Consider the following 16,957-nt stretch of genomic DNA (forward strand, 5'->3'; position numbering starts at 1 on the left):
CTCGGAGATGTGTATAAGAGACAGCTGCTCGCACGTGCCTTCGGCAGTCGCCCCAACCGCCTTCCCCACCAGCCGCGTTGCCTGCCGCGTTACCTACCTCGTCGCCGTCCTCGTCGCCTGCCGACCACGTCAGTATGCGGAGCGCGCACTTCGGCAGGCAACGCCTGTGGACAACTCTCGGGGCGCCCGCGAAACGGCCCCCGGGAAAGATCTCCCCGGGGGCCGCCCGCTGCGCCGGACCGCTCAGCCCCGGCTCTGCGCCAGGTCCTTCAGCGCGATGTTCAACTCGAGGACGTTCACCCGCGGTTCCCCCAGGAATCCGAGGGTGCGGCCGTCGGTGTGGTCCTTGACCAGCTGCTCGACCTTGCCGGCGGGGAGGTGGTTCTCCCGGGCCACCCGGGCCGCCTGCAGCCGGGCGTACTCCGGCGAGATGTCGGGGTCGAGACCGGACCCCGAGGACGTCACCGCATCCGCCGGCACCTTCGACTCCGGCACCCCGTACGTCGTGGCGACCCACTTCTTGCGCTCCTTCACCGCCTTGACGAGGTCGGTGTTGGAGGCGCCCAGGTTGGAGGCGCCGGAGACCTGGAGGTCGTACTGCGTGTTGACGCCGTTGGTCTTGTTGCTGCCCAGTCCCGCCGACGGACGCGGCTGGAAGAACTTCAGGTCGGGAACCGGATTGCCGGCCTTGTCCGTGCCCTTGTCGTAGCGCTGGCCGATCAGTGACGATCCGACGACCTTGCCGTGGGACGTCACCTCGGAGCCGTTGGCCTTGTCGTGGAAGGCAGCCTGCGCCACGCCGGTGACCACCAGCGGGTAGATGACCCCGCAGATCACGGTCAGGACGAGCAGGGCGCGCAGCCCCGCCCCTATCAGCCGGGCGGTGTTGCTTACCGAGTTGTTCATGTCGGTCAACAGCTCCTAATCAATTCAGCCCGGGGACGAGGGAGATGAGCAGATCGATGATCTTGATGCCGATGAACGGGGCGATCAGTCCGCCCAGTCCGTAGACGGCGAGGTTGCGCCGCAGCATCTTGTCGGCGCTGACCGGGCGGTACTGCACACCCTTGAGGGCGAGCGGCACCAGCGCGACGATGATCAGCGCATTGAAGATGATCGCCGAGAGGATCGCGGAGTTGGGGCTGGACAGCCGCATGATGTTGAGGGTGTCCAGGCCCGGGTAGGCCACCGCGAACATCGCCGGGATGATCGCGAAGTACTTCGCGACGTCGTTGGCGATGGAGAAGGTGGTCAGCGCGCCCCGGGTGATCAGCAGCTGCTTGCCGATCTCGACGATCTCGATGAGCTTGGTCGGGTTGGAGTCGAGGTCGACCATGTTGCCGGCCTCCTTGGCGGCCGACGTGCCCGTGTTCATCGCCACGCCGACGTCCGCCTGGGCCAGCGCGGGCGCGTCGTTCGTGCCGTCGCCGGTCATCGCGACGAGCTTGCCGCCGGCCTGCTCGCGCTTGATGAGCGCCATCTTGTCCTCGGGTGTGGCCTCCGCGAGGAAGTCGTCCACACCCGCCTCGTCGGCGATGGCCTTGGCCGTCAGCGGGTTGTCACCCGTGATCATGACGGTCTTGATGCCCATCTTGCGCAGCTCGACGAACCGTTCGCGCATGCCCTCCTTGACGACGTCCTTGAGGTGGATGACACCCAGGACACGCGGCCCGCGCTCGTCCTCCAGGGCGACCAGCAGCGGGGTGCCGCCGGCCTGCGAGATGGCGTCGGTCAGCTGCTGGGCGTCGTCGGCGACCTCGCCGCCGCGCTCCTTGACCCAGGTGATGACCGAACCGGATGCGCCCTTGCGGACCTTGCGGCCGTCGACGTCCACACCCGACATCCGGGTCTGGGCGGTGAACGGCACCCACTCGGCATCCACCAGCTCGCCCTGGTGGCGCTCGCGCAGCCCGTACTTCTCCTTGGCGAGGACGACGATGGAGCGGCCCTCGGGCGTCTCGTCGGCCAGCGAGGAGAGCTGGGCGGCGTCCGCGACCTCGGCCTCGGTGGTGCCGCGTACCGGCACGAACTCGGCGGCCTGGCGGTTGCCGAGGGTGATGGTGCCGGTCTTGTCGAGCAGCAATGTCGATACATCGCCTGCGGCTTCGACGGCGCGGCCGGACATCGCCAGGACGTTGCGCTGGACGAGACGGTCCATGCCGGCGATGCCGATGGCCGAGAGCAGTGCGCCGATCGTCGTCGGGATCAGGCAGACCAGCAGCGCGAGCAGCACGATCATCGGCTGCTCGGCGCCCGCGTAGATCGCGAACGGCTGCAGGGTGACGACCGCCAGCAGGAAGACGATGGTGAGCGAGGCGAGCAGGATGTTCAGCGCGATCTCGTTGGGCGTCTTCTGCCGTGCGGCGCCCTCGACGAGGTTGATCATCCGGTCGATGAAGGTCTCGCCGGGCTTCGTCGTGATCTTGATGACGATGCGGTCGGAGAGCACCTTCGTACCACCGGTGACGGCGGAGCGGTCGCCGCCGGACTCGCGGATGACGGGGGCCGACTCGCCCGTGATCGCGGACTCGTCGACGGATGCGACGCCTTCGACGACATCGCCGTCACCGGGAATGACATCGCCGGCCTCGCAGACGACCAGGTCGCCGATGCGCAGTTCGGTGCCGGGCACCTGCTCCTCGGACGTGCCGTCCGTGGACAGCCGGCGCGCGACCGTGTCGGTCTTGGCCTTGCGCAGGGTGTCGGCCTGCGCCTTGCCGCGGCCCTCGGCCACCGCCTCCGCCAGGTTGGCGAAGACGACGGTCAGCCACAGCCAGACGGCGATCGCCCAGCCGAACCAGTCCGAAGGGGACATGCAGGCGAAGATCGTGGTCAGTACGGAGCCGACCTCGACCACGAACATCACGGGGGACTTGACCATCACCCGCGGGTCGAGCTTGCGTATCGCGTCCGGGAAGGACTTGACCAGCTGCTTGGGGTCGAAGAGACCGCCGCCCACGCGGCCGTCGCCGGGCTTGTGCCCGCTGGGGACGTCCTGGTGCGGGGCGCGGGTCGGAGTGGCGGTGGACATGGAGCCGGGCTCCTCTGGTTTCACGGGAGCGGTCATGACAGGCCCTCCGCCAGCGGCCCGAGGGCCAGCGCCGGGAAGTAGGTCAGACCGGTGATGATCAGGATCGTGCCGACGAGCAGCCCGGCGAAGAGCGGCTTCTCGGTACGGAGGGTGCCCGCGGTCTCGGGGATCGGCTTCTGCTCGGCGAGCGAGCCGGCCAGGGCGAGCACGAACACCATCGGCAGGAAGCGGCCGAGCAGCATGCACAGGCCGATCGTGGTGTTGTACCAGGGGGTGTTGGCGTTCAGTCCGCCGAAGGCCGAACCGTTGTTGTTGGCTCCGGAGGTGAATGCGTACAGGACTTCGGAGAAGCCGTGCGAACCGGCGCCGACGGCCTTGGTGTTGAGCATCGAGCTCAGCGCGTCGGGCAGCACCATGGATGCGGCGGTGAAGCCGAGCACCAGGGTGGGCGTGATGAGGATGTAGCAGGCGGCGAGCTTGATCTCGCGGGTGCCGATCTTCTTCCCGAGGTACTCCGGCGTACGGCCGACCATCAGGCCGGCGATGAACACCGCGATGATCGCCATGACGAGCATGCCGTAGAGGCCGGATCCCACACCGCCGGGCGCAATCTCGCCGAGCATCATGCCGAGCAGCTGGATGCCGCCGCCGAATGCGGTGAAGGAGGAGTGGAAGGAGTCCACCGCGCCGGTGGAGGTGAGGGTGGTGGCCACCGAGAAGATCGAGGAGGCGCCGACGCCGAAGCGGGTTTCCTTGCCTTCCATGGCGGCGCCCGCGGCCTGCAGGGCCGGGCCGCCGTGGGCGAACTCGGTCCACATCATCAGCGCGGTGAAGCCGAGCCAGATGACGCCCATCGTGGCCAGGATGGCGTAGCCCTGCTTGACGTTCCCGACGAGCTTGCCGAAGGTGCGGGTCAGCGCGAACGGGATGACGAGGATCAGGAAGATCTCGAAGAGGTTGGTGAAGGCGTCGGGGTTCTCGAAGGGGTGGGCGGAGTTGGCGTTGGCGATGCCGCCGCCGTTGGTGCCCAGCTCCTTGATGACCTCCTGTGAGGCGTACGCGCCGCCGCCGGTCTGCTGCGATCCGCCCGCGAACTGGCCGACCTCGTGGATGCCGGAGAAGTTCTGGATGGCGCCGCAGGCGACCAGGACGAGGGCGCCGACGACCGCGAGCGGGATCAGCACGCGGACGGTGCCGCGCACGAGGTCGGCCCAGAAGTTGCCGAGTTCGCCGGTACGGGACCGGGCGAAGCCGCGGACGAGGGCGACGGCGACGGCCATGCCGGTGGCGGCGGAGACGAAGTTCTGCACCGCGAGGCCGGCGGTCTGCACGACGTGGCCCATGGCCTGCTCGCCGCTGTAGGACTGCCAGTTGGTGTTGGCGACGAAGGACGCCGCGGTGTTGAACGCCTGGTCCGGGCTGATCGACGCGAAGCCGAAGGACAGCGGCAGGCCGCCCTGGACGCGCTGCAGCAGGTAGAGGAAGAGCACACCCACCACGGAGAAGGCCAGGACGCCGCGCAGATAGGCGGGCCAGCGCATCTGGGCGTCGGCGTTGGCGCCGATGCAGCGGTAGATGATCTTCTCGATGCGGAGGTGCTTGGGGGAACTGTAGACGGCGGCCATGTAGTCGCCGAGGGGACGGTACGCCAGGGCCAGCGCCGCGATGAGCGCTATCAGCTGGAGCACGCCTGCGAGAACGGGACTCATCTAGTGCTCAGAACCTCTCCGGGAAGACGAGGGCGAGGACCAGATAGCCGAGCAGGGCGACGGCCACGATCAGTCCGACGATGTTTTCCACGGTCACAGCTTCGCCACCCCCTTGGCGACGAAAGCCACCAGCGCGAAGACCGCGAGCGTGGCGACGACGAAGGCCACGTCGGCCATCATGAGCTCCTAGACGGATGCGGAGGACAGGGCCCCCAAAGCAAAGCGCCCTTCCAGCCCCTCCCGACCGCCGTTGACGCCTCCCTTACGGCCATTAGCGCGCTGTTGACGGTTCTCTTACGCCGCGCGACCTGACCTGCACAAACGACGATGGGCCGTACGCCCCTGGGGGGAGTACGGCCCATCGCAGCCGTCACTATCAAGCCGCCGTCCGGCGCATGCACGCACCGGCACGGCCGCCGTGTGCCTAGCGGATCTCGGTGATCTCCGGTCCGCGCTCCAGACGCTCCACGCCACCGCCGAAGCGCGACCCCTCGGCCGGCTCCTGCTGCACGCCGTCCGGCACCATCTGGGCGTCGTCCGGCAGCTTCAGGACGATCGGGTCGCGCGGCGCCATCGGCGCCTCGCCGCGGATGATCACGGTGTCCCGGAAGATGTGCTCCAGCACCCCGGCGGCCTGCGGCTGCACCGCGCCCTGGCCGGAGATCACCCCGCGCAGGAACCACCGGGGACCGTCGACGCCGACGAAGCGCACGACCTGCACACCGTTCGTCCCGTCCGGCAGCTGTACGGGGACCTGGGCCCGCAGCTCCCAGCCCAGGGGGCCCTCGACCTCGTCGATGACACCGCCCTGCTGGGTGATGCCGGCGGCGATCTCCTCGCGGACCTCGCGCCAGATGCCCTCGTTCTTGGGCGCGGCGAAGGCCTGCAGCTGTACGGCGCTGTCCTGCAGCACCACGGTCGCGGCGACGATGGCGTCACCGGCGACCTCCACCCGCAGCTCCATGCCCTCGACACCGGGCACGAACAGGCCGCCGAGGTCCACCCGGCCCTCGGCGGGGTCCTTGACCTCCGACGCGTCCCAGGGACCGTCGGGCCGCGGCGCGGGCGGAAGACCGATCCGCTGCTCGTCGGCCTCGTGCTCCCCGTCGGCGTCGCCGTCGCGCACAGTCGTCTCCTCGGCGAGCGCGGTGTCCTGCGCCGGCTCCTGACGAGCCTCGTTCTTCTTGCGACGTCCGAACACGTCACTGTCCTTCCCGGTCGGCAACGACCGATGCGTATCCATTCCCGCCCGTGGCGCCACCCACCGCCGCGTGACCGCCGGTGGAACCGAATCCCCCCTCGGCCCGCGCCGAGCCGGGAAGTTCCGCCACCTCGTGGAAGCGCACCTTCTCGACCTGCTGGACGACCAGTTGGGCGATCCGGTCATATCTCTCGAACCGCACGCTCTCGCGCGGATCCAGATTGACCACGATCACCTTGATCTCCCCACGGTACCCGGCATCCACCGTCCCGGGGGCATTCACCAGCGCCAGTCCGCAACGGGCGGCGAGCCCCGAGCGGGGATGGACGAACGCCGCGTACCCGTCGGGCAGCGCGATCGAGACCCCGGTGGGGAGCACCGCGCGCTCCCCCGGCGCCAGTTCGGCGGCCTCGGTGGTCACCAGGTCCACGCCCGCGTCGCCCGGGTGCCCGTACGACGGAACGGGCACGTCCGGGTCCAGCCGGCGCAGCAGCACATCCACCGGATGACGTACCTGGCTCATGGGTTCACCTCGAAGGCACGCGCGCGCTTGACCTGGTCCGGGTCGGCCATCGCCGCCTGGATCTCCTCGGCCCTGCCGTTGTCGATGAAGTGGTCGACCTTCACCTCGATGAAGACGGCCTCCGCGCGCACCGCGACCGGGCCGTCGGGGCCGCCTATCCGGCCCTCGGCCGTCGAGTAGATCTTCCGGCCGTGCACCGCGGTGACCCGTGCGTGCAGGTGCAGCGCAGTGCCCAGCGGGACCGGCCGCACGAAGTCGGTCTCCAGCCGGCCGGTCACCGCGATCACCCGCAGCAGCCAGTTCAGCGAGCCGAGCGTCTCGTCCAGGGCGGTGGCCAGTACTCCGCCGTGCGCCAGGCCGGGCGCCCCCTGGTGGGCCTCCTTGACGGTGAACTCGGCCCGTACGCTCACGCCGTCGCCGGCCCGCGCCTCCAGGTGGAGGCCGTGCGGCTGGCCCGTACCGCAGCCGAAGCACCGGTCGTAGTGCGCGCCGAGGAGTTCTCCGGGCGCCGGCGCCTCCGGATGCCTCACCGGGGCGACGGCGTCCTCGGGCGGCGTCAGCCCCGGCCGCTCCGGCCTCGTTCTGTCAGTTCCACTCACGAGTGCAGACCCTACCCGCGCGCGTAACGGGCCCGTGCCGCCGTGCCAAGCTGGAGCCATGCAGTCGTACGAAGAACGTCTCACCGCGCCCCGGTCCTGGTGGGTGATCGCCGCGCTGGTCGGCGTCGCCTGTGCCCTGATGCTGCTCCCGCTGGGGACGCTGCCGATGCTCGGCGGACTGATCGGCGGCGCGGCGCTCGCGGCGGTGGCGGTGAGTTCGTACGGCTCGGCGCGGATCCGCGTGGTGGGCGACGCGCTGATCGCGGGCGACGCGAAGATCCCGGTGGCGGCGCTGGGCGAGGCCCGGGCGCTGGACGCGGACGAGGCGCTGGCCTGGCGTACGCACAAGGCCGATGCACGGGCCTTCATGCTGCTGCGGGGCTACATCCGGACCGCGGTGCGGGTGGAGATCACCGACCCCGGGGACCCGACGCCGTACGCGTATCTCTCGACGCGGGAGCCGGAGCGCCTGGTGGCGGCGCTGACGGCGGTACGGGCCTAGGGCTCCCTAGGAGGCCGTCCCGTCGCGCTCCGCGTCCGGGAGGGCGTCCCACGGGACCTGTCTGCGGCGCAGGTCCGTGCGGATCTTTTCCGCGAGCCTTCCGGTGTCACGGCGGTTCATGAACGCGCCCACGGCGGCGCCCACCAGGAACGGCGTGAGGTTGGGAAGGTTGCGCAGCGTGCGCTTCATGACCTGCCGGCGCAGTTCGCGGCGCATCGGCACGCCGAGCGCGAGGGTGAGCGTGGCCGGGTCGGTGATCTCGATGCCCCGCTCCTCGGTCCATGACGTCAGCACGGCCATCGCGCGCTGCACGCGGCTCCCCGGGGGCCGCAGGCCGTAGACCTCGTGCAGCTCGGCGATCAACTTGAGCTCGACGGAGGCGACGCCGACGATCTCGGCGGCCAGCTCGTAGGGCATGGCGGGCGGTACGGGCAGCATCGCGGCCGCGCCCACGCCCGCACCGACGGTGGCGGTGCCCTTGCAGGCGCCCGCGACCAGCCGGTCGGCCAGTTCCTCGGGGGTCAGGCCGGGGAACTGTGCGCGCAGCACGGCGAGGTCACGGACCGGGATCCGCGGGGCGGTATCGACGATCCGGTCGGCGACGGCGGCGGCGAGCAGTCCCGCGCGCAGTCTGCCGCCTTTCACGGCACCGTGGGCAGCCGTGGCCGCGAGCGAGGCCATACGGCCTCGCCCCTGCTGCGTGCCGGTCGTCCGCTCCGGGGGAAGGGCGGTCGGGTCGGCGGGCACGGGCGCGGTTTCCTCGCGTGATCGTGCGCCGGCCGCCGGGCCTTTCTCGCCCCTCGGGCCCTTACGGAACCGGTTCACGCCCGCCACGGCGCGGACCGGCCTCAGGCTGCGCAGTCGCGGCAGATCGGCTGGCCGTTCTTGTCCTCCGCGGCGAGCTGGCTGCGGTGGTGGACCAGGAAGCAGCTCATGCACGTGAACTCGTCCTGCTGCTTGGGCAGCACGCGCACCGCGAGCTCTTCGTTGGACAGGTCGGCGCCGGGCAGCTCCAGGCCTTCGGCCTGCTCGAACTCGTCGACGTCGACAGCAGAGGCGGACTTGTCGTTCCGCCGCGACTTCAGTTCTTCGATGCTGTCCTCATTGAGGTCGTCATCGGTCTTGCGTGGAGTGTCGTAATCCGTAGCCATTTCACTCTCCCCCTCTGGGTGTCTGCGGTGTCTCAGCGCTCGTAACGCGTGAGAGGCCGGACTTGTGCCCGACCTGAGGCGGAGATTTTGCCTCACATCAAGGTCTGTTACTCAATCGACACCCAACCGCACCCCTGAAGAGGTGATCGGTTTGGATGGCGATCAGGACCGTACACGGTCCGAAAGTCGCACCTCGCGCAGCCCATCACGTGTACTTCCCGTGATCAGGCCCCCTGGAAACCCGGATTTTCCCGGCTTTCCACCAGGCGTTTTGATCACGCAGCGTAGATGGCCGGAAAATCGCGTCTGTGAGCGATCACACACGTCCGGGGCGCCGGGAGGACCGGCTGAATTCCGCGCAAAGCGAACTCGGGCGAAGGATCCTCGGTCACTCCCCTTCCCGTCAAACCGGAGGCGGGGCGATACCCGGCCTGCTGGTGGACGATCATGCGTACGGATGTCCGGAAGTGCCCGCGGGGCGGCGCAGTGTCCCCGGCGGCCGCACAGCCCCTCACGCAGCCCCTCGCACGGTCCCGCAGGCTGTCGCCTCACAGCGGCAGCACGACCCTCATCACCAGCCCGCCGCCCTCGCGCGGCTCGGCCGTGATGCTGCCGTCGTGGGCGCGCACCACCGAGCGCACGATGGACAGGCCGAGGCCCACGCCCTTGTCGCTGCCCGTGCGCTCGGTGCGCAGCCGCCGGAACGGCTCGAAGAGGTTCTCGATCTCGTAGGCGGGGACGACCGGGCCGGTGTTGGAGACGACCATGACCGCGCAGCCGGGCTGCGGCTCCGTGCTGACCTCGACCCACCCGTCCTCGGGGATGTTGTAGCGCACGGCGTTCTGGACGAGGTTGAGCGCGATCCGCTCGAGCAGGACGCCGTTGCCCTGGACGAAGACCTGCTGGCGGACCCCGCCCAGCGCCACGCCCTTGGCGTGCGCCTCCCCGCGGGTCTGGTCGACGGCCTGCGCGGCGACCTCGGACAGGTCGACGGGTTTCTTGTCGACCACCTTGTTCTCGCTGCGGGCGAGCAGCAGCAGGCCCTCCACCAGCTGCTCGCTGCGTTCGTTCGTCGCCAGCAGCGTCTTGCCGAGCTGGGTGAGCTCGGGCGACGCGTCCGGGTCGGCGAGCTGGACCTCCAGCAGCGTGCGGTTGATCGCCAGAGGGGTGCGCAGCTCGTGCGAGGCATTGGAGACAAAGCGACGTTGTGCGTCGAAGGCCCGGTCCAGGCGGTCCAGCATCTCGTCGAAGGTGTCGGCGAGCTCCTTGAGCTCGTCGTCGGGCCCGCCCAGCTCGATCCGCCGGTGGAGATCGGAACCGGCCACCCGCTGCGCGGTACGCGTGATCCGCCCCAGCGGCGACAGCACCCGCCCCGCCATCGCGTACCCGAAGGCGAACGCGACGAGGGTCAGGCCGAGGAGCGCCAGGAGGGAGCGGTTGAGGAGCGTGTTCAGGGCGTAGGCACGCTGCTGCTGGAGGCAGTCGGCGACCGCGCCGTTGAACTGCGGGACGTTGGTGACGCCGGACAGTCCCGGGCACGAGCTGCTGACGATGTGCAGTTCGGTCGCGCCCGTGATCTTGAACGGGATCTGGTTGCCCTCGCTGAGCGTGCTGGCCGCGAGCATGTAGATGATCGTCAGCAGCACGATGCCGGCCATCAGGAACATGCCGCCGTACAGCAGCGTCAGCCGTATCCGGATCGTGGGACGCAGCCAGGGGAACGGCCGGACACTGACCGGCGGCCGGGGGTCCCAGGTCGGTTTGGGCGGGGTGGCGGGAGGCGGTGTGTGCGCCTTGGAGAAGGACGGCAGGGAAGGCATCGCCGGTCAGATCCGGTATCCCGAGCCGGGGACGGTGACGATGACGGCGGGCTCGCCGAGCTTGCGGCGCAGCGTCATGACCGTGACCCGGACGACGTTGGTGAACGGGTCGGTGTTCTCGTCCCAGGCCTTCTCCAGGAGCTGCTCGGCCGAGACGACCGTGCCCTCGCTCCGCATCAGCACCTCCAGCACCGCGAACTCCTTGGGTGCCAGCTGGACCTCCTTGCCGTCGCGGAAGACCTCGCGGCGGTTGGGGTCGAGCTTGATGCCGGCCCGCTCCAGGACGGGCGGCAGGGCGACGGTCGTACGGCGCCCCAGGGCCCGCACCCGGGCGGTCAGCTCGGTGAACGCGAACGGCTTGGGAAGGTAGTCGTCCGCGCCGATCTCCAGGCCCTCCACGCGGTCGCTGACGTCGCCGGAGGCGGTGAGCATCAGGACCCGGGTGGTCATGCCCAGCTCCACGATCTTGCGGCAGACGTCGTCGCCGTGCACCAGCGGCAGGTCGCGGTCGAGGACGACGACGTCGTAGTCGTTCACCGCGATCCGCTCCAGGGCGGCAGCGCCGTCGTAGACCACGTCGACGGCCATGGCCTCCCGGCGCAGTCCGGTGGCCACCGCATCGGCGAGCAGCTGCTCGTCCTCGACGACGAGTACACGCACGTCGCTAGTCCTTCCTCAGGGCCCTCTTGGGCAGGGCGCAACAATCTCTCAGAGCCCTTCCATCCTGCCCCGAAGAGCCATAAACCGGCGGTAAGAGGGGGTGCGGAGGGGTGGAGGGCCGGTTGCAAGCCCGTGGCGGAGGGGCGTCCGGCGGGTGTCCGGTGCCCGGTGCGGCAGATTCCCTGCCGGCTTGAGGTTTCCGTGAGGTTTGCGGTGGGGAGGACGTCTGCACACCCGCGATCACGCCCTGTTGGCGTCTTGCGACGCGTGATCCACCGCAGGGACCACGCCGTGATCGACCCGCCCGTCGGCACACCCCCGTGCCACCGACCCACGACGAGGGGGCGCACCATGGACGCGTTCACCGCAGGCATTCTGCAGCGCATAAAGAGCACCGAAGCCGATCTGGACCAAGCCCGTAAGTCGGGCGACGATTTCCTCGCCGAGGTCGAGCAGGCAGAGCTCGAGGATCTGCAGCGCCTGGCGACCGAGCACGGCGTGCACGTCGGCGCGGCCGGCCGCGTCGCCTGAGATCGGGCCTCCTACGAGCGGAGCGCCCCGGCACCGCAGGGCTGGTGCCGGGGCGCTCCTGTGTGTCCGCAGGTCCTCGGGCAGGGCTCAGTCGTGCCAGGCGCCCAGCTCGTCCAGGAGGGGCTGCAGTTCGCCGAAGACGGCCGGGGAGGCGGCCACGGTCAGCTCCCCCGAGGCGGCCTGTCCGGGCCGGCCGCCGGTGAGCGCCCCGGCCTCCTGGGCGATCAGCACGCCGGCCGCCAGGTCCCAGGGGTTCAGGCCGCGCTCGTAGTAGGCGTCCAGCCTGCCGCAGGCCACATCGCACAGGTCGATCGCGGCCGAGCCGCCGCGCCGGATGTCGCGGACCTGCGGCAGCAGGGTGCGCACCACCTCCGCCTGGGCCGCCCGGCGCTCGGCGAGGTAGCCGAAGCCGGTGCCGACCAGTGCCTGGGAGAGCGGCGGCGCGGGCCGGTGACGGACGCGCTCGCCGTTGCGGAACGCGCCGCGGCCCCGTACGGCCTGGTAGGTCTCGCCGCGCATCGGGGCGGCGACCACGCCGACGACGGTCTCCCCGTCCTTCTCGGCCGCGATGGACACCGCCCAGGAGGGCAGGTCGTAGAGGTAGTTGACGGTGCCGTCGACGGGGTCGATGACCCAGCGGACACCGCTGGTGCCCGCGATGCTGACGCCCTCCTCCCCCAGGAAGCCGTCGTCCGGGCGGTGCCCGGCGATGAAGCCGGTGATCAGCTTCTCGGAGGCGATGTCCATCTCGGTGACGACGTCGATGGGGCTGGTCTTGGTGGCGGCGACGCCCAGGTCGGCGGGCCGGCCGTCGCGGAGCAGCTCGCCGGCGCGGCGGGCGGCCTCCAGGGCCAGCTCCAGGAGCTCGTCGCAGAGGCTGTCGTCGGGCCGGGGGGCGTCGGGGTGCAGCGGGTCGGGCACGGTGCTCCTTGCTCGGGCGAGCGGTGGTCGGGGGCGGGCGGGGCGTAGGGGGCGGTCGTGGGGCCGGTGTGCGGGCTTGTGCGGGTGTTTCGGGGACCGCGGCGCCTTACGCCGGGGCCGGTGCGACCGGGCCCTCCCAGTCGGCGCCTGCGGCGGCCGGGCGCGGCGTCCGGGCGGGGCAGCAGCCGACGGGGCACAGGTCGTGGGAGGCGCCGAGGGCGCCCAGGGCGCAGCGCTCGGGGGAGCGGCCGCGCTCGGTCGCCGCGCGCTCCAGGAGGAGGTCGCGGACGGCCGCTGCGAACCGCGGGTCGGCGCCGACGGTGGCGGACCTGGCGACCGGCAGCCCCAGTTCGGCGGCCTTGGCGGTGGCCTCGGTGTCGAGGTCGTACTTGACCTCCATGTGGTCCGAGACGAACCCGATGGGGGCCATGACGACGGCGGAGGCACCCGCGGCGTGCACCGCCTCCAGGTGGTCGCAGATGTCCGGCTCCAGCCAGGGGATGTGCGGGGCGCCGCTGCGGGACTGGTAGACGAGCCGCCAGGGGTGCTGCACGCCGGTCTCGGCGTGCACGGCGGCGGCGATCTCGCGGGCGACGTCCAGGTGCTGAGCGACGTAGGCGCCGCCCTCGCCGTCCTGGGTGTGCTCGTCGGGCGTGCCGGAGGTGTCGGCGGCGGCCGTGGGGATGGAGTGCGTGGTGAAGGCGAGGTGCGCGCCCTCGCGTACGTCCTGGGGCAGTCCGGCGAGCGAGGCCAGTACGCCGTCGATCATCGGGCGGACGAAGCCGGCGTGGTTGAAGTAGTGCCGGAGCTTGTCGACCTGCGGTACGGGCAGGCCCTCGCCCTGGAGGACGGCGAGCGCGTCGGCGAGGTTCTCGCGATACTGCCGGCAACCGGAGTACGAGGCGTAGGCGCTGGTCGCCAGGACGGCGATACGGCGGTGGCCGTCGGTGACCATGGTGCGCAGGGTGTCGGTCAGGTAGGGCGCCCAGTTGCGGTTGCCCCAGTAGACCGGCAGGTCCAGCCCGTGTTCGGCGAAGTCCTTGCGCAGTGCGTCCAGCAGTTCGCGGTTCTGGGCGTTGATCGGGCTGACGCCGCCGAACCGGAAGTAGTGCTGACCGACCTCCTTGAGGCGCTCGCGCGGGATGCCGCGGCCGCGGGTGACGTTCTCCAGGAACGGGACGACGTCGTCCGGGCCTTCGGGACCGCCGAAGGACAGCAGCAGCAGGGCGTCATAAGGGCGGGGGTCGCACTGTTCGGGCATGTTGCCGATCCTGCCACCCTTCCCCGGGCCACGGCGGCCGGACCCCCTGCGCGCCCGATGGACGGGCGGCGGGGAAAACGGGAGGCGACCGGCGAGCCGCCGCCCGTAAGCTGTATCGACGCCGGTCATTCCTTACCGGCTGCAGCGCTCGTCCTTCCTCACCGAATCTCGGTCCTCACCCGGCGGAGCACCCCCGTTGCCCAGTCCCTACCGCGCCATATTCGGCCGCCCCGGCACCAAGTCCTTCTCCGCCGCCGGACTGCTGGGCCGGATGCCGCTGTCGATGATGGGCATCGGCATCGTCACGATGGTCTCCCAGCTGACCGGCCGTTACGGGCTTGCCGGGGCGCTGTCCGCGACGCTCGCGCTGTCGGCCGCCGTCATCGGCCCGCAGATATCCCGGCTGGTGGACCGGCACGGCCAGCGCCGGGTGCTGCGCCCGGCCACCCTGGTCTCCCTCGCCGCGGTAGCCGGTCTGCTGCTGAGCGCGCAGCAGCGCTGGGCGGACTGGACGCTGTTCGGCTTCGCGGCGTGCGTGGGCTGTGTGCCGAGCGTGGGGTCGATGATCCGGGCGCGCTGGGCCGAGCTCTACCGGGGCTCGCCGCGGGACCTGCACACCGCGTATTCGTGGGAGTCCATCGTCGACGAGACGTGCTTCATCTTCGGCCCGATCCTGTCGATCGGGCTGTCCACGGCGTGGTTCCCCGAGGCCGGGCCGCTGCTGGCCGCGCTCTTCCTGGCGGCCGGGGTGTTCTGGCTGACCGCGCAGCGCGGTACGGAACCGGTACCGCATCCGCGCGAGCAGCACAGCAAGGGATCCGCACTGCGTTCGCCGGGGCTGCAGGTGCTGGTGGCGACGTTTGTGGCGACGGGAGCGATCTTCGGGGCGATCGATGTGGTGACCGTCGCGTTCGCCGAGGAGGTGGGCCACAAGTCCGCGGCCAGCCTGGTGCTGGCCGTCTATGCGCTCGGGTCGTGTGTGGCCGGCGCGGTCTTCGGTCTGCTGCATCTCAAGGGGCACCCGTCCCGCCGCTTCGTGGTGGGGGTGTGCGCGATGGCCGTGAGCATGGTGCCGCTGCAGCTGGTGGGCTCGCTGCCGCTGCTGGCCGGCGCGCTGTTCGTGGCGGGGCTGTCCATCGCGCCGACGATGGTGACCACCATGGCGCTGATCGAGGAGCATGTGCCGCGGGCGAAGCTGACCGAGGGCATGACGTGGACCAGCACCGGCATGGCGGTGGGCGTCGCGCTCGGCTCGTCGGCGGCCGGCTGGGCCGTGGACGCCGGCGGAGCCGCCCGCGGCTATCTGGTGCCGGGCGCCGCGGGCGTACTGGGCGCGCTGGTGGCGTTCGCGGGGTACCGCAGGCTGCGCCCCGGGGCGACGGCTTCCGGGCCGGGCGCCCCGGTCGCCGGATCGGCGGTCCCCGCCGCCGTACGGCTGGACGACGAGCCGGTCGGGTAGCCCGCTCGGACACGGGAATGCCCTCCGGCACCACCCCTCCTGTTACCGCCGGTACGACATGTCCCGGAGCCGGGCGATTCCGGCCGATTCCTTGATCATGTGATTCCCGTCACCCCGCCTGGATGTCGTGTCGGTGACTGACATCATGCGCTGACACCAACGGCGGCCGGACTCGGCCCGCCCGCGCGGAGGGAGGGGACGTCACCATGGCAGCCAGCGACGCCGTAGGCGGCTCGGGAGGGCGCGGACCCAGGGGGCCGTGGCGCAACTGGGCGGGCAACGTCACCGCCCGTCCCGCCCGGACCGTGGCCCCGGCGAGCACCGAGGAACTGGCGGCCGCCGTGCGGGCCGCCGCCGAGGACGGGCTGACGGTGAAGGCGGCCGGCACCGGCCACTCGTTCACCGCGGCGGCGGCGACGGACGGACTGCTGATCCGCCCCGAGCGGCTGACCGGCGTACGCAAGGTGGACCGCGAGGCCGGGACGGTGACGGTGGCCGCCGGTACGCCCCTCAAGCACCTCAACGAGACGCTGGCCGCGCACGGGCTGTCGCTGGCCAACATGGGCGACATCATGGAGCAGACCGTCTCCGGGGCCACCAGCACCGGCACCCACGGAACCGGCCGCGACTCGGCCTCCATCGCCGCCCAGATCACCGCCCTCGAGCTGGTCACCGCCGACGGCTCGGTCCTGGTCTGCTCGGCCGGGGAGAACCCCGAGGTCTTCGACGCCGCGCGGCTGGGCCTGGGCGCGCTGGGCGTGATCACCGAGCTCACCTTCGCCGTGGAACCGGAGTTCCTGCTGACCGCCCGCGAGGAGCCGATGCCGTTCGCCGAGGTGACCGGCCGCTTCGATGAGCTGGTCGCCGAGAACGAGCACTTCGAGTTCTACTGGTTCCCGCACACCGGCAGCTGCAACACCAAGCGCAACAACCGCAGTCAGGGCCCCGCCGCGCCGCCCGGGAGGATCAGCGGCTGGGTGGAGGACGAGCTGTTGTCCAACGGTGTCTTCCAGGTCGCCTGCAGCGTCGGGCGGGCCATACCGGCCGCCATACCGGGCATCGCCAAGATATCCAGCCGCGCACTGTCGGCCCGTACGTACACCGACATCCCGTACAAGGTGTTCACCTCGCCGCGGCGGGTGCGCTTCGTGGAGATGGAGTACGCCCTGCCCCGCGAGGCCGCCGTCACCGCGCTGGGCGCGCTCAAGGCGCTGGTGGAGCGTTCGGACTTCAAGGTGAGCTTCCCGGTGGAGGTACGCACCGCCCCGGCGGACGACATCCCGCTGTCGACCGCCTCCGGGCGGGACACCGTGTACATCGCCGTCCACATGTACCGCGGCACGCCGCACGAGGCGTATTTCGCGGCCGCCGAGCGGATCATGACGGCACACGGCGGGCGCCCGCACTGGGGGAAGCTGCACACCCGTGACGCCGAGTATCTGGCCGACGCCTATCCGCGGTTCGGCGAGTTCACCGCGCTGCGCGACCGGCTGGATCCCGAGCGCCGCTTCGCCAACGGCTATCTCCGGCGCGTCCTGGGCGACTGACGGTGACGGCCACGGCCGCGGCGCGGCGGCCCTGGGTAGGGT

Annotated in this window: 17 protein-coding genes; 4 read left to right on the forward strand and 13 right to left on the reverse strand. The window is 70.9% G+C overall.

What is annotated here, in order from left to right:
- Window positions 1–243 precede the first annotated feature (243 nt).
- From kdpC to ADL29_RS33685, 7 genes are all read right to left on the reverse strand, one after another.
- A complete protein-coding gene (gene kdpC, locus ADL29_RS33660; protein WP_211274436.1) occupies window positions 244–906 on the reverse strand; it encodes a potassium-transporting ATPase subunit KdpC in 663 nt (220 codons plus the stop codon).
- A gap of 19 nt (window positions 907–925) precedes the next feature.
- A complete protein-coding gene (gene kdpB, locus ADL29_RS33665; protein WP_211274437.1) occupies window positions 926–3,031 on the reverse strand; it encodes a potassium-transporting ATPase subunit KdpB in 2,106 nt (701 codons plus the stop codon).
- A 32-nt stretch (window positions 3,032–3,063) separates the two neighbouring features.
- Window positions 3,064–4,740 (reverse strand): potassium-transporting ATPase subunit KdpA, encoded by a 1,677-nt coding sequence (kdpA, locus tag ADL29_RS33670; RefSeq protein WP_053927339.1) that lies wholly within the window; start codon window positions 4,738–4,740, stop codon window positions 3,064–3,066.
- A gap of 7 nt (window positions 4,741–4,747) precedes the next feature.
- On the reverse strand, window positions 4,748–4,837 hold the full coding sequence (kdpF, locus tag ADL29_RS40270; RefSeq protein ID WP_046925563.1) for a K(+)-transporting ATPase subunit F: 90 nt from the start codon (window positions 4,835–4,837) through the stop codon (window positions 4,748–4,750).
- A gap of 327 nt (window positions 4,838–5,164) precedes the next feature.
- Window positions 5,165–5,941 (reverse strand): DUF3710 domain-containing protein, encoded by a 777-nt coding sequence (locus ADL29_RS33675; protein ID WP_046925564.1) that lies wholly within the window; start codon window positions 5,939–5,941, stop codon window positions 5,165–5,167.
- A gap of 1 nt (window position 5,942) precedes the next feature.
- Complete coding sequence (dut, locus tag ADL29_RS33680; protein WP_053927340.1) at window positions 5,943–6,464, reverse strand: dUTP diphosphatase; 522 nt, start codon at window positions 6,462–6,464, stop codon at window positions 5,943–5,945.
- Entirely contained in the window at window positions 6,461–7,063 is a 603-nt protein-coding gene (locus ADL29_RS33685; protein ID WP_053927341.1) for a PaaI family thioesterase, read from the reverse strand. The genes dut and ADL29_RS33685 overlap by 4 nt, the downstream gene beginning before the upstream one ends.
- Before the next feature lie 58 nt (window positions 7,064–7,121).
- Between ADL29_RS33685 and ADL29_RS33690 the strand changes: the two genes are divergently transcribed.
- Window positions 7,122–7,565, forward strand: a complete 444-nt coding sequence (locus tag ADL29_RS33690; RefSeq protein WP_053927342.1) for a DUF3093 domain-containing protein — start codon at window positions 7,122–7,124, stop codon at window positions 7,563–7,565.
- Between the two features lie 6 nt (window positions 7,566–7,571).
- Here ADL29_RS33690 and ADL29_RS33695 read toward each other — a convergent pair whose 3' ends face one another.
- The 4 genes from ADL29_RS33695 to ADL29_RS33710 all read right to left on the reverse strand — a co-directional run bounded on the left by ADL29_RS33695 (window position 7,572) and on the right by ADL29_RS33710 (window position 11,196).
- A complete protein-coding gene (locus ADL29_RS33695) occupies window positions 7,572–8,312 on the reverse strand; it encodes a hypothetical protein (RefSeq protein WP_053927343.1) in 741 nt (246 codons plus the stop codon).
- A gap of 101 nt (window positions 8,313–8,413) precedes the next feature.
- Window positions 8,414–8,716 (reverse strand): DUF4193 domain-containing protein, encoded by a 303-nt coding sequence (locus tag ADL29_RS33700; protein WP_003982531.1) that lies wholly within the window; start codon window positions 8,714–8,716, stop codon window positions 8,414–8,416.
- A gap of 548 nt (window positions 8,717–9,264) precedes the next feature.
- Window positions 9,265–10,536 carry a sensor histidine kinase gene (locus tag ADL29_RS33705; protein WP_053927344.1) on the reverse strand — a complete coding sequence of 424 codons (1,272 nt, stop codon included), beginning with the start codon at window positions 10,534–10,536 and terminating at the stop codon, window positions 9,265–9,267.
- Between the two features lie 6 nt (window positions 10,537–10,542).
- Window positions 10,543–11,196 (reverse strand): response regulator transcription factor, encoded by a 654-nt coding sequence (locus tag ADL29_RS33710; RefSeq protein ID WP_046925570.1) that lies wholly within the window; start codon window positions 11,194–11,196, stop codon window positions 10,543–10,545.
- 351 nt (window positions 11,197–11,547) lie between these two features.
- On the opposite strand from ADL29_RS33710, the gene ADL29_RS33715 reads away from it, so the two are divergent.
- Window positions 11,548–11,727 (forward strand): hypothetical protein, encoded by a 180-nt coding sequence (locus ADL29_RS33715; RefSeq protein WP_053927345.1) that lies wholly within the window; start codon window positions 11,548–11,550, stop codon window positions 11,725–11,727.
- An 87-nt stretch (window positions 11,728–11,814) separates the two neighbouring features.
- On the opposite strand, the gene ADL29_RS33720 is transcribed toward ADL29_RS33715, so the two are convergent.
- Window positions 11,815–12,648, reverse strand: coding sequence for an inositol monophosphatase family protein (locus ADL29_RS33720; RefSeq protein ID WP_053927346.1), 834 nt, complete (start codon window positions 12,646–12,648; stop codon window positions 11,815–11,817).
- A gap of 106 nt (window positions 12,649–12,754) precedes the next feature.
- Entirely contained in the window at window positions 12,755–13,909 is a 1,155-nt protein-coding gene (locus ADL29_RS33725) for a ferrochelatase (protein ID WP_053927347.1), read from the reverse strand.
- Window positions 13,910–14,105: 196 nt separating this feature from the next.
- Here ADL29_RS33725 and ADL29_RS33730 point away from each other — a divergent pair, with 196 nt between their 5' ends.
- Together ADL29_RS33730 and ADL29_RS33735 are read left to right on the forward strand one after the other, a co-directional pair.
- The gene (locus ADL29_RS33730; protein WP_046925574.1) at window positions 14,106–15,368 is read left to right on the forward strand and encodes an MFS transporter; all 1,263 of its coding nucleotides are present in this window, start codon (window positions 14,106–14,108) and stop codon (window positions 15,366–15,368) included.
- A gap of 206 nt (window positions 15,369–15,574) precedes the next feature.
- Window positions 15,575–16,915: a D-arabinono-1,4-lactone oxidase gene (locus ADL29_RS33735; RefSeq protein ID WP_053927348.1), complete on the forward strand. Its 1,341-nt coding sequence runs from the start codon at window positions 15,575–15,577 to the stop codon at window positions 16,913–16,915.
- Window positions 16,916–16,957: the final 42 nt, after the last annotated feature.

The organism is Streptomyces chattanoogensis (genome assembly GCF_001294335.1).
Lineage (GTDB): Bacteria > Actinomycetota > Actinomycetes > Streptomycetales > Streptomycetaceae > Streptomyces > Streptomyces chattanoogensis.

Excerpts from the sequence above, each read along its gene's own strand:
- kdpB (WP_211274437.1), bottom strand. The coding sequence starts at position 3,031 with ATGTCCACCGCCACTCCGACCCGCGCCCCGCACCAGGACGTCCCCAGC.
- dut (WP_053927340.1), bottom strand. The coding sequence starts at position 6,464 with ATGAGCCAGGTACGTCATCCGGTGGATGTGCTGCTGCGCCGGCTGGAC.
- ADL29_RS33725 (WP_053927347.1), bottom strand. The coding sequence starts at position 13,909 with ATGCCCGAACAGTGCGACCCCCGCCCTTATGACGCCCTGCTGCTGCTG.
- kdpC (WP_211274436.1), bottom strand. The coding sequence starts at position 906 with ATGAACAACTCGGTAAGCAACACCGCCCGGCTGATAGGGGCGGGGCTG.
- ADL29_RS33700 (WP_003982531.1), bottom strand. The coding sequence starts at position 8,716 with ATGGCTACGGATTACGACACTCCACGCAAGACCGATGACGACCTCAAT.
- ADL29_RS33735 (WP_053927348.1), top strand. The coding sequence starts at position 15,575 with ATGGCAGCCAGCGACGCCGTAGGCGGCTCGGGAGGGCGCGGACCCAGG.
- ADL29_RS33690 (WP_053927342.1), top strand. The coding sequence starts at position 7,122 with ATGCAGTCGTACGAAGAACGTCTCACCGCGCCCCGGTCCTGGTGGGTG.
- ADL29_RS33715 (WP_053927345.1), top strand. The coding sequence starts at position 11,548 with ATGGACGCGTTCACCGCAGGCATTCTGCAGCGCATAAAGAGCACCGAA.
- ADL29_RS33705 (WP_053927344.1), bottom strand. The coding sequence starts at position 10,536 with ATGCCTTCCCTGCCGTCCTTCTCCAAGGCGCACACACCGCCTCCCGCC.
- kdpA (WP_053927339.1), bottom strand. The coding sequence starts at position 4,740 with ATGAGTCCCGTTCTCGCAGGCGTGCTCCAGCTGATAGCGCTCATCGCG.